The organism is Pseudomonadota bacterium (genome assembly GCA_018823285.1).
Classification (GTDB): domain Bacteria; phylum Desulfobacterota; class Desulfobulbia; order Desulfobulbales; family JAGXFP01; genus JAHJIQ01.
The window spans coordinates 1-12,240 of record JAHJIQ010000056.1 but is presented as its reverse complement, the minus strand read 5'-3'; the positions used below and the strand labels follow the sequence as shown (position 1 = coordinate 12,240).

At 48.5% G+C, this 12,240-nt stretch carries 8 protein-coding genes; 5 read left to right on the top strand and 3 right to left on the bottom strand.

The features are described 5' to 3' along the window. Positions 1-37 precede the first annotated feature (37 nt). The 3 genes from KKG35_12965 to KKG35_12955 all read right to left on the bottom strand — a co-directional run bounded on the left by KKG35_12965 (position 38) and on the right by KKG35_12955 (position 3,587). The gene (locus tag KKG35_12965; GenBank protein MBU1739036.1) at positions 38-1,315 is read right to left on the bottom strand and encodes an OmpA family protein; all 1,278 of its coding nucleotides are present in this window, start codon (positions 1,313-1,315) and stop codon (positions 38-40) included. Between the two features lie 133 nt (positions 1,316-1,448). Then, the gene (gene lpxB, locus KKG35_12960; protein ID MBU1739035.1) at positions 1,449-2,600 is read right to left on the bottom strand and encodes a lipid-A-disaccharide synthase; all 1,152 of its coding nucleotides are present in this window, start codon (positions 2,598-2,600) and stop codon (positions 1,449-1,451) included. Positions 2,601-2,618: 18 nt separating this feature from the next. Beyond that, positions 2,619-3,587 carry a Gfo/Idh/MocA family oxidoreductase gene (locus KKG35_12955; protein MBU1739034.1) on the bottom strand — a complete coding sequence of 323 codons (969 nt, stop codon included), beginning with the start codon at positions 3,585-3,587 and terminating at the stop codon, positions 2,619-2,621. Between the two features lie 523 nt (positions 3,588-4,110). Between KKG35_12955 and KKG35_12950 the strand changes: the two genes are divergently transcribed. From KKG35_12950 to KKG35_12930, 5 genes are all read left to right on the top strand, one after another. Beyond that, positions 4,111-7,785, top strand: coding sequence for an AsmA-like C-terminal domain-containing protein (locus tag KKG35_12950; GenBank protein MBU1739033.1), 3,675 nt, complete (start codon positions 4,111-4,113; stop codon positions 7,783-7,785). A gap of 132 nt (positions 7,786-7,917) precedes the next feature. After that, positions 7,918-8,805: a methylenetetrahydrofolate reductase [NAD(P)H] gene (metF, locus tag KKG35_12945; protein ID MBU1739032.1), complete on the top strand. Its 888-nt coding sequence runs from the start codon at positions 7,918-7,920 to the stop codon at positions 8,803-8,805. Between the two features lie 6 nt (positions 8,806-8,811). Further along, complete coding sequence (locus tag KKG35_12940) at positions 8,812-9,990, top strand: zinc-ribbon domain-containing protein (protein ID MBU1739031.1); 1,179 nt, start codon at positions 8,812-8,814, stop codon at positions 9,988-9,990. 248 nt (positions 9,991-10,238) lie between these two features. Further along, positions 10,239-10,541 carry a hypothetical protein gene (locus KKG35_12935; protein MBU1739030.1) on the top strand — a complete coding sequence of 101 codons (303 nt, stop codon included), beginning with the start codon at positions 10,239-10,241 and terminating at the stop codon, positions 10,539-10,541. Between the two features lie 295 nt (positions 10,542-10,836). Further along, positions 10,837-11,871, top strand: a complete 1,035-nt coding sequence (locus KKG35_12930; GenBank protein ID MBU1739029.1) for a hypothetical protein — start codon at positions 10,837-10,839, stop codon at positions 11,869-11,871. The last annotated feature ends 369 nt before the right edge of the window (positions 11,872-12,240 follow it).

The following is a 12,240-nucleotide window of genomic DNA, read 5'->3' as shown; positions in this document are numbered from 1 at the left end:
CATTGCTCGGAAGATGCAGCGTTTGCCCCGGAGACGATCAGTATTCCCTTACAGCTACAGAATCCTGTTTGCTGACAAACTTGATCTCAACCCTGCGATTCTGTTTCCGCCCTTCTTCTGTATCGTTCGAGGCGACAGGATGATCAGCGCCATGCCCAACAGTTGTCACCCGCTGGGACATCACTCCTTTTTCCGCTAGAAAGTTGGCAACCGCTCTGGCCCTTTCACCGGAAAGATCTTTGTTGATTTGCAGACTGCCGACATTGTCCGTGTAACCGCTCAATTCAATCGCCAGATCATCCCTGCCCTTCAGGAAAGAAACCCAGCGTTCAAGTTCACTGAATGAACTTTCATCAAGAACCGAACTCCCCGAAGAGAAAAGGATATTGTTCAGAGATGTTCCTTTTTCAAATTGCGGAGCGCCGGTCGTTCCCTGGATGGATGATTTGATCGCCTCCGGATCAGGAACACGGTACATGAAAATATCGGCGCCACTGACAACTTCTCCGCTGGTCCCACTAACGGTCAAAGCTCTGCCGCCGGTATCATCAGCCAAAACCCCCGGAGGCGGGCTCCCGGCGCTGAATATTGAGGGCGTTGCCAGACCGGTGGATGACTTTATCCCATAAGTACCGACGTAATTTCCGGGGTGGGGCCTGCCGCCGGCAATAGTTTCTCTGGAAACCAGAAAATAAACACCCCCGGCGGGGAGTTTCAGGTTATAGAAACCATCCTCCCCGGTTCTCTCTGAAATAAAGCCGGGGCGGGGAATGTTGAGCTGCGATTTACCGAGAACGATCACCCCGGGAAAAGGCGCGCCATTCTCATCTCTTACAATGCCGTTCACGGTGAAAAAATCTGCCCTGCGGATAAATTTGTCCGGGGAAAACCCATTAATAATTCCAACATCAATATCACGCCCCTGGTCAATGCTGAAAGTCCGCAATGACTCCTTGCCAGTCCCGGCAAAAAAGAATTTTTCATCACCCCTTGGAGGTCCGGAGCCGGCATCGGGCGTTCTTATCAGAATGCCTATATAATACTCACCATTATGGAGCCTGGTCTTAAATCTGCCGTTTCCATCAGTTCTGGTTAAAAACTCCGGAACCCGGCGCATCGCCCCTTCCACCGGAGGGGGACCGTTCTTGCTTGAAAAAAATGAGATAATGGCATTGGGGACTGGCTGGCCGTCAACATGAATATCGCCACTCAAGGTCCCCAGTTTTTTGAGCATGAATTCCGGGAGAACCGCATGGAGATCGGCAGGGAGGAAGAGAAAATATGCCAGCATAAACAGTGGCAGGATTTTACGCATTAGATACCCCGGGCAAACTGAACAACACGAATCGCATCAAAAAAAATACTCCATCAGGAATTATCGTTAAATACTATATCCTCGTCCGACATTGTCAACAAGATATCAGTCCCGCAAGGGAATTATCCGTTCTCTATTTAAATCCCGCGGTCTCGAAAGCAATCTCTGCCGCCCGGTGTGACGCTCCGGGGCCACCAAGATCGGCGACCACCTTTTCAAGACCGGCAAGCATCTCCGCCCGCAACTCCTGGTCGCAAATTGTGGCAAGCAGCTCGGAACATATTTTTTCAGGGACCGCATCATGCTGCAACAGCTCGGGAACGACCTTCCTGCCCGCCACCAGATTCACCAGTGAAGCAAATTCCACTTTGATCAGCTTTCTGCCAAGGAAATAGGAGATCGGCGAGACACGGTAGGAGACCACCATGGGCACCTTCAGGATAGCCAGCTCAAGAGTCACCGTTCCTGATGCGGCGAGAACAGCGTCACATGCCGACATCAGACCATACCTGTCATCACGGGAGATCCTGATATCCAGGCCGCAATCGGATAATCCGCATTGGGCAAATACGGAATCCTCAAGTGCTTCAGCCGCCGGTATCAAAAATGTTGTCTTGCCGATTTCTTTTTCAAGGAGTCTGGCACCTTCCAGGAAAAGAGGGAGCATGGCCTGGACCTCTTTACGCCGGCTTCCCGGCAGCAGCCCGACAACGTGCCCCGGATTTTCCGGATCAATATTCAGAGATGCAAGCAATTCCCGGCGATTCTTCTCCGGTTTCACCGTATCAAGAAGCGGATGTCCGACAAAATCCACGTCCATCCCCCATTCCTGATAGAATTTTTTCTCGAAAGGCAGAATCACCGCCAGACGATCAACCAGACGTTTTATTTTTCTGACCCTGCCGCTCCGCCATGCCCAGACCTGGGGACTGATATAATAGAAAACAGGAATTCCTGCCGCCTTGGCCCTTTTGGCCAGCATCATATTGAAATCCGGGAAATCAATCAGGATCAGGAGCGCCGGTTTTTCCTGCACCATCCAGTTCTCCAGAATACGCAAAGCCTCTCTGATATCAGCCAGATGGTTAAAAACCTCAAAAAGCCCGACAACGGAGACCCTGGAGGCATCATAGAGAGACTTCATTCCCTGAGAGACAAGGGCAGCACCTCCCATCCCGGTAACATCAAGATCAGGGGCCACATTCCGCATGGCTTTGATCAGATTGGCCCCATGCATGTCACCGGAGGCCTCCCCGGCAACGATCATTATCTTTTTATCCGCCATTAAATCCGCCCGAACCGATCAGAGACCGAAATGGTCCTTGTGCGAAGCGAGATGCGCGTTGATCTGACTGATGATTTCCGTGGCAATCTTCAATGCCATTTTTCCCTCTATGCCAGAAACTCTGGGTTTGGTTCTGGAGCTCACATTGTCGACAAAATCCCGCAGTTCCATTTCAAGAGCATCTTTTTCAACGTAACATGAATTAAAAACCTCGCGCCTTGGCATCCCTTCACTGTCAAGTTCCGGAAGTTGCTTGATCACCGTCAGTTCTTTTTTTCCGTAATCAACCGAAATAAAAGAATGCGGTTGAAACACTCTCAGCCTTCTGATGTTATCCCTGGAGATGCGGCTGACGGTCACATTTGCAGTACAGCCGTTTTCAAAAATCAACCTGGCATTGGCAATATCGGTCGTCTGGGTGACAACCGGCAAGCCGACGGTATGGATGGTCTGGATCGGAGAATCAACAATATTCATAATGATATCAATATCATGGATCATCAGATCAAGGACCACGTCCACATCAAGCGCCCGGTTTTTAAACATGTGGATACGGTGCGATTCGATAAATAAAGGTTTTGTCAGATACTCTTCCATGGCAAGGACTGCCGGGTTGAATCTTTCAAGATGACCGACCTGAAGAATCCGGCCCCGTTCGGAAGCGATGCTGATCAGCTCATCGGCCTCGGCAACTGTGGTGGTCATCGGCTTTTCAAGCATCACATCAACCCCTGCCTCCAGACATTCTTTGCCGATCCGGTGGTGCAGACTGGTCGGGACAACAACGCTGACTGCATCAACCTCTTTGAGCAGAGATCTGTAGTCCGTAAAAGGCCTGGTGTTGTTGGCGAGGGCAACCGATTCCGCCATCTTCGGATCCACATCGGAAACACCGCATAATTCGACATGATCCATGGCGGCATACTTCTGGGCATGAAATTTCCCAAGATAGCCTACACCAATCACTCCAACTCTGACTTTCTTCATTTCCAACGCCTCAACTATTTTCAAACTTTTGACCGGGATATTCAGGAACAAAGGAGATTAAGGCAATTTCCAGACGGGGACAAGACTTTATTAAACAATCAACGCTGTTTTTCCGGCTTAAATCGCTTTTTTTGACCATATCTGAATTTCTGTAAAAAAAAAACCGGACCAGAGCCGTCACCTTCAGCTTATTATCAGACAGAGACAGGATGCACAGTCCAGCCGCAGGATAAATATGGATATCTTCCTGAAATCACCAATCTTCAGGCGGATGTTCCACTGCTATAAACAATAAAGTTGGTGAATATCTGCCTCCATGATAATATCTTTGTTGATTTTCAGATGAGGTTCTCATAGGAAACATGTGACTGTCGGACCATAAAACCAATGCTTACAGAAAACTCAGTGTCACACATCTCTTGCTGCGCAACAGAGCGGAACTTCCGCCCGAATTGAGCCACATTCATCCTGGAGACCTCATTGCTACCACCAGCCCCTGCCATTGCCAGATCATATTAATAAAATGAAAAAAACCGTCCCTGTCATTTTTATTGTACTGGTATTTGTCGGGCTTCTCTGTTTCTCCCCGCAACTTCTGAAAATCAAATCGATAAAAGACAAGGCTGTAAACCGCATCTCGGTCGAAACCGGGTGGGCCCTAGATACAGAGCGTTTTCATTGGCGATGGCTCCCCCTGCCCCATGCGGCTCTCTACGACACATCGATCAACAAGGAAGGGGTGAGTATACATCTGCCCGAAACACGCATTTTCCCTTCCTGGAAGTCGCTGATTCGCGGGAAAATTGAATTTGGGAAAATATCTCTTTTTTCCCCTCTTCTTGAAATCAACAACCCGGACTTGCTGAGCTTTCAACATTCCTCAAACCCTTTCACCACCGGGTCAATACAAATAATTAACGGGCAACTGACTTTTCCCGGCAGAATTCTCCCGCCCGGGGTCACTCAGGCTCCCCCCGTTGTCATATCCGGGATTGAGGCAACTCTTGCCTTTTCAGGGGACAGGATCGACTTCGGATATTCCGGCAGCTCCTCTCTCTGTAATATTCTTGACATCCAGGGCTTCTACAGTCGAACGGACGCCGGATACCGGATTGACTACGAACTGGCCGGCCTAGATGTGCAGAAAATCATCCCTGCGCTTCTCGACGGCAGGCTGGTTCCGTTCCGTTCAATGCTGAACCTGCGCGGGCATCTCGAAGGAAACGGGTTCAACCGTTATATTGTAGAAGCCGACGGGGATTTCCCGTGTTTCGCCTCTCCTTCGGACATCGACTCACTGTTCCTCAATTGCGGAACTGCTCGTTTCCGGATCGAAAAAAACGAAGAGAATCTCCAGATCGATATAGACGAACTGCAGCTTAAAACCCCCGAGCTGACTCTCTCCGGCAGAATCGCCAGGCTGCATGAAAATGTTGATCCGGACAGTTCACTAAATGATGAAAGTCCTCTCTGGTTGATCGATCTGGCCGGCAGGGATCTTGATCTGACCTCCATCAGAAAAACGATCCTGACTCTCTGGGGTGACAATCATATTGCCCGGACAGTATGTGAAATTGTTCTCGGAGGCAGAGCAAAAACCGCCTCATATTATTTCAAGGCTCCCCTCAAAGGATTCGATCATATAGAGAATATGACAATAAAGGCCGACGCCGATGGAGTAATAGTTCTGCCTCCCATGACAAACCTGCACCTGACAGATGCCAGCGGGCCTATTGAAATCAAGAATGGATTTCTGACCGGTGCCGGACTCACCGCGCAACTCGGGAAGAGTATGGGCAATAACGGTTCGTTACTGCTTGATCTCACCGGCAAAACGGAGGCCTTTAAACTTGATCTCGATATCAAGGCTGATGTTTCTGATCTGCCGAAAGTCTTAATCGATCTTGTCGACCATGATCAGTTCAGAAAAGAAACAGGCCGTTTTGTCAATTCGAATGGATGGGCGAAAGGGCATCTCAAGATCGGCGACACGCTGGATAACCTTCAGGTCAACGTCCTGGTTGACTCGATGAATGTCAAAACTAAAAACAGCCATCTTCCCTGGCCGATTCTTCTCAATGGCGGGCAACTGAAAGTGGAACCGCACAAAGTTTCCTGGATGAACGCCAGGGGCAGTATCGGCCCCCATCTGATTCAGAGATTCTCGGGCAATGTGGACTGGAGCAAGGATATTTCGTTCTCGGTGAAATCACTGGAATCATCAATAGACAGCACTCCCCTCCTCAGAGAACTCAAACGCAAGGCAATCATCCCCGTGTCTGTTGCGGACAAACTGGAAAATATTGAAGGTCCGTTGAACTTGACAAGTACAACCGTGAAAGGAAAATTTTCCGATCCGGCATCATGGTCATATTCCTGTCTCCTTTCAAGCAGCGGGTCCAGGTGGGCAAGCAACCTGCTTCCCCACCCGATATTTGCGGAAAATCTGCAACTGAAAATCACTGAGAAAACGATCGGCATTGAAAACTCAAAAATCTGGTTTATCGAGCAACCGATAACCGTATCCGGAGAATTGACTCATACCAGGCTTACCGACTTGCATGGCTGGTTGAAATTCAACGGGACGATCCGGGAAACATCTGCAGAGTGGCTGAAAAGCAAAAAACTGTTCCCTGAAAAGTATTTCCCGAAATTGCCGTGTACCCTGAAAGACCTGAAAATAAACTGGGCCCGTGATGAAGTATCGCTCACCGGAACAATCGCCGCCGGACTTGGTGTTGGTGATTCACCAACGGTCAGAATTGATCTTGTCGATAATACAGACAGATTTGTTATCAACGAACTGGTATTTTCATCCAAAACAGAAATCGGCAAACTGAACCTTGAATATTTCAAAGACGACAGCAACCGTTTCAAACTGAAATGGCAGGGTTTCGTCAGTTCTTCAACAGTCAGAAAGCTCCTGCCTTATAACCTTCTGAGGGCAGAACACCTTGAAGGAGATTTTTCTCTTCTCCTGCCCTTTACAGGAAAAACAAGCCCTTTCAACGGCTGGCTCCGGACAAGTGAATACAAAAAACCTGACAAAAGCGATTCCAGGGGGTTCACACTTAAAAAATTGGACATTGCATCAACTGATGACCTGAATATAACCATCAGGCCATCTCTGTTTGCGACAGGAGAAAATGATTTCGAGATATCCGGGACGGTTGGGATCTCAGACAACCTGCTGGATCTGGCCCTTGCTCTCAGGTCAAAAAAAATCAACAAAGAGGCCATTGGCGAAGTGCTGGAGAGCGTCGGAAAGTCTCTAGGTGAGGACAGTGATAAACAAACCGATTCCCCCCCTGTTCAGACCACCGGCAGAATTAATTTCCAGATAGACCGTTTTGAATCTGCCCCCCCGCCTGACCAGAACACGGCAAAACAACCGGGGAACAGATATATTGTCTCCCCGTTCCAGGGATTCGTTACCCTCCATCCCGAAAGCAACTACTCACTGAATGTCAGATCTTCAAAGGTATGCGGTCTTGATATTTCCGGAACATTTCATTCCACGCCGTCCCTGGGAGACAACTCTTTCAATATCTACACCGACAGTGCCTCCCCGCCACTCCTGCAGGAGACCCTGCCATGTTTCGGGATACAACAGGATCTCATTGAGGGGTCGTTTCATGCCGATATCAACGTCAGCGGAACTCACGGTATCTGGACTGGCGGGGAGGCAAACATATATTCAGAAAACGGTTTTATCAAACGTTTGGGTTTTCTCTCAAAGGCTTTCAGCATCATAAATCTTACCGATCTTTTTCAGAAAAACACCTTGCCTGATATGGCCAACGAGGGGTTCACCTACTCCAGATTCGACATCAAAAGTTTCATCAGGGACAATAAGGTTTTCATTGAAAAAGGTGTCTTGAAGGGTTCGGGGTTGAATCTCTTCACCCAGGGAGAATATGATCTGGGCTCACACCAGGCTGACTTGACCATGATGGTGGCGCCACTCAAAACAGTTGATGCAATTGTCACCAATATTCCTTTGATCGGCAAGATCGCCGGCGGAGCAGACAACGCCCTGATATCAATACCGGTAGGAATAAAAGGGAATCTCCACGATCCGGCAGTCACTCTTCTGCCTCCCGGGGCAATCGGGAAAGGGTTGTTCAATCTGATAACAAACACTCTCTCCCTGCCGTTTACTGTTTTCAGTCCTCTGACCAAGGAAGTTTCACCCTGAACATCCTGCTTCCCCCTTAACGATATTCTCTGCCAAATTCAAGATCATCTTGATATTGATCGCTCTGGAAGTTACTATCGTCGATTGATAAACGAAACCGGTGGTACAAATCATTTTTAATGGAAGAAACAGATGCTTGTTAAAGATATCCTGGAAAAAGAGAAAACATCATTCAGTTTCGAGTTCTTCCCCCCTAAAACCGAGGAAAGCTGGAACGCCCTTTTTTTTCATATCAAAGACCTGATGCCGCTGAAGCCTTCCTATGTCAGCGTCACCTATGGTGCAGGCGGGTCCACCAGGGACAACACCCATGATCTGGTTGTCAGGATTAACAAGGAAACCGATCTGACTGCGGTATCACATCTTACCTGCGTCGGTTCAACCAGAAACGAGATGAAATCCATCCTTGAAAATTACTCGGCTTCCGGAATCAGCAACATTCTGGCCTTGCGCGGTGACCCCCCCAAGGGACAGACCGGTTGGCAGGAAACCCCGGATGGTTTCAAATATGCCGCAGAACTGGTCGGATTTATCAAAAAGAATTTTCCGGGAATGTGCATCGGCGTTGCCGGGTTTCCCGAAGGACATCCTGAAACGCCGAACCGACTCAAAGAGATAGAATTTCTCAAGGAAAAAGTCGATGCCGGAGCTGATTACATAGTCACCCAGCTTTTTTTTGAGAACAGGGACTTTTACGATTTCCGCGAAAGGTGCCTGCTTGCCGGAATCAATGTCCCCATTCTGGCTGGAATCATGCCGATTACAACAAAACACGGAATGATCAGAATGGCCGAACTGGCCGGTGGGGCCAGATTGCCGGCAAGGCTCCTAAAGTCAATTGATAGGGCCCAGGATGATAACTATGTTGAAAATGTCGGCATCCATTGGGCAACGGAACAAGTGCGAGACCTGCTGGACAATAATGTGAAGGGCGTTCACTTTTACACATTGAATTCTTCCGAGGCGACCCTTAAAATCTACGAATCACTTGGCGTCACCTCTTCCTCCCAGCTTGTTTGATATGCCATGACCATCGTATGCCCAGAATGCGCTACTCCCTACCGGTTACCGACCGGAATAGCCCCGGCACAGAAATCTGCCGCAAAATGTAAAAAATGCGGCACCAGAATGATCATTTCTCCGGGAACATCTGAATCTACCGGCGCAGACACCTTGACAGTTCAGGAGACCATCTCAACCGACTCCGGTGTGGAATTACCTGAACATCAAAACGAAGCCTGTTCAGCAAACGAGTCTGCATCCGCAGAAAGTACTCATGAGGAATCAGACAAGAATGAAAACCCCATTGATATCCTGACTGATCCGGAAGAGATCACTTCCTTATATCCCGACTTACAAAGTCTCCCTCCCGACAAATTCAGGTTTGCAGATATTTTCAAAAAAAACAGAACAGGCCGGTATCGGAACAGTAACAACAAATTTAAAGTAAAACTGCTGAAGGCAGTCGGCAGGATCTTGACAGAAAACTTGCTGCTGAATAACGAGTATGTTTTGAACATTGCCAGGGGAAGCGCCTATTATCCAGCCGAAATCCCTTATGCAAACGGACTGCTCACTCTGCCGACAAATTATTATGCGATTGTCTGTACAAATTTCCGGTTGCTCTTCATCAATGTGGATTGCAGGGTGAAAAAGCCAACCAGGTATCTCTATCAGATCTTTTACGAAGAGATTGTACGATTGAGTCGCGGCATGTTCTTCACTTCTCTGATCGTACAGACCAGAAACGGAAACTCGTGGAATTTCACCACTGTTCGCACCTCCCTGTCACGAGAAATCAGAGACCTGATCATCAAAAGAAAAAAAGAAGGGGCCTCAGGAATTTTTGATGGTATCTCCAGATGGCATCTCTGTCCTGCATGCTATACTGCGATCACCGGCCAGCCATCAAGCTGTCCAGGTTGTAAATCCTTATTTAAAGATCCTGCTCAGGCCTGGAAAAGATCCATACTGTTGCCGGGTCTCGGCAGTATTTATCTCGGATACAGATCTCTGGCAATCACCGAAATCTTGCTCTATATTGCTTTCTGGTTTCTTCTTATATCCCTGGCATATTTAAAACTGCCCGGGATTGTCCCAATATCAGTTTTTCTCATCGCTGTTCTGCATGGGACGGCAGGTTTCATGTCTTTGAAACTTGCCCAAAAAGGGCTTATTGTCCATTCAGCAACTGGGTCGGGTTAACAGACGACAGAAAACCTGGATGATGACAATTCACCGCCCCGGCCATCTGAATCGGCTGTTGGAGGAAGTGACGGTGACAATTTGTTGAAATCAGAGTAAATACAGGTATAATTAGCGGCAAATCGTTTTAATCTGATCGGAGGATCAAGAAAATCATTGTCGAGGGAGAGGCGCCAATGCATGAGTTATCCATTCAATCCGAGAGAAGGCAACACCAGCGAGTTAAAGTAAAGAGTGGTGCATACACCATGAACTCAACCAAACCCGGTCTCATCGTTGACATTGGTTTGGGAGGGCTGTCGTTCCGCTATATAGACCGTAAAGATTGGCCGGAAGAATCCCACACTCTGGATATCGTTTCCGGTGAAGATGAGGAATTTCGTCTCGAAAACATTCCTTACCGTGTTGTTTCGGATTACGAGACAAGAAGCGACATCGCCTATGAGAAGATGATCGTCAAAAGAAGGAGTGTTGCGTTCGGCCCTCTTTCAAATGATCAGAAGATGAAATTACAACAGTTTATTGATTTGAATCAGGCAACTTTCAACTGACACAAAAGCTCCATTTAAATGACGGAAAATCAACAACAACATCTTCGCGAATTCATTATCGCGCCTTGACTTTCCCCCTCTCTCTGTTGTATTATGTACAGTGGTTATAAAGAAATTTTATAACTGAAATTTTGCACACGCGTGGGGGGGGATGGCATTCATCATGCCAACAGGGGAAACTAATCATTCAAAAGCTAAAGCCTTTTTGTCGCTCACGGCTGCAGCTCTTTTTCTTTTCATCGGAAACGCAGTTGCCTTAGCGGCTGTCTCGGGTGCATGTGTGCTGTGTCATACAATGCACAACAGTCAGAACGATGCAGAACAGGCCCACTCAGGCGCCGGGGCCGGCTGGGACGGGTCAAACGCACTTACTTCCGGGACGAGTACCTCACCAATTGCAACCCTGCTTAAATCCGACTGTATCGGCTGCCATTCCTCCACTACCGGTTCCACCAGAGTTGACATGAACGGCTCGGGCAACCTGGTTCCCATCGTTTTTAACACCGGGGGTTATCCTGGCACACCGCTAGCCGGCGGAAACTTTTATTTCACCTCCACCGGCGCTGCCGGAAACAATTACGGCCATAACGTGCAGGGAATTGCCGACCCTGAAATCGACGGCATGGCTTGGGCCCCCGGCGATGTGGTCGGTTGTTCAGGCAGTTGCCATCAAAGCCTGGCCATAGCCGACCCAGTCGGTAGTTCACGTCCGACCGCGCAGACCATCTATAACGGCTGCCGGGGATGTCATACTCGGACCAGTCACCATAACGGCGCCGACACCTCCTATCGCTTTCTCGGTGGTCACCCGGGCGGCTCGATCGGCGAAGTCCGGGGCATTGAAGACCCCGACTGGGAATATGAAACCGCTACGGATCACAACCTCTATCTCAGGTCCGATCCTTCGTTAACCGATCCTCTGAGCATCGGTCGCTTCTGTGCCGGCTGTCATGGCGCCTTTCACGCCCAGGGCGTAATTGATCCGATATTCGGCGTGGTTAACGGTGGTGATCCTAACACAGATGATATTGCCGGAAACAATCCCTGGTTAAGGCATCCTTCCAATGTGAATATCCCCAACAATGGCGAGTACGCCGCAATAATCGGCAGCACGTACAATCCTACCGTACCTGTCGCCAAGCCCCTCGCCGGAAACCCCTCCACAGTTGAAGCTGGCGACCAGGTCATGTGTCTCTCCTGTCACAGAGCGCATGCCTCCCAATATCCTGATGCTCTGAGATTTCCATACAACACCATGACAGCACATAACGGTACCGGGAATGTAACGGATGGTTGTTTTTACTGCCATCGGGAGAAAGACCTGCCCTAAAGCAATAAAAATCGATTCATAACACAAAAAAAAAACCGCCCTGTTTGGGGTGGTCTTTTTTTTACAAATGGCCCCTTTTCTCAAAATCACAGGTATTTGTCTTCTGCTACAGACTTCAAACACCAAGAGAAGGCTTTTTTATTGGAACAGGAACCCGGCCGTAAGCAGAATTCGGCATTAAAAACGTCCGGTACAAGGCGAGGGGAATCCAGGGTACTTAGAACTTATCCGTAAATAAAATGGGTGTTATCTAAATAATATGTTATAATTCCGACAAGTTAGCTAAATACAACCTGGAGGGATTATGGCTAAGATTCAATCTTGGGAAGTTTCCGATACCTTTTGGGAGAAAGTTGCTCCGCTGATTCC

What these genes read in the sequence shown, in the direction of transcription:
- metF (MBU1739032.1), top strand. Translation starts at nt 7,918, where the DNA reads ATGCTTGTTAAAGATATCCTGGAAAAAGAGAAAACATCATTCAGTTTC.
- KKG35_12935 (MBU1739030.1), top strand. Translation starts at nt 10,239, where the DNA reads ATGAACTCAACCAAACCCGGTCTCATCGTTGACATTGGTTTGGGAGGG.
- KKG35_12940 (MBU1739031.1), top strand. Translation starts at nt 8,812, where the DNA reads ATGACCATCGTATGCCCAGAATGCGCTACTCCCTACCGGTTACCGACC.
- KKG35_12950 (MBU1739033.1), top strand. Translation starts at nt 4,111, where the DNA reads ATGAAAAAAACCGTCCCTGTCATTTTTATTGTACTGGTATTTGTCGGG.
- KKG35_12955 (MBU1739034.1), bottom strand. Translation starts at nt 3,587, where the DNA reads ATGAAGAAAGTCAGAGTTGGAGTGATTGGTGTAGGCTATCTTGGGAAA.
- lpxB (MBU1739035.1), bottom strand. Translation starts at nt 2,600, where the DNA reads ATGGCGGATAAAAAGATAATGATCGTTGCCGGGGAGGCCTCCGGTGAC.
- KKG35_12965 (MBU1739036.1), bottom strand. Translation starts at nt 1,315, where the DNA reads ATGCGTAAAATCCTGCCACTGTTTATGCTGGCATATTTTCTCTTCCTC.
- KKG35_12930 (MBU1739029.1), top strand. Translation starts at nt 10,837, where the DNA reads ATGCACAACAGTCAGAACGATGCAGAACAGGCCCACTCAGGCGCCGGG.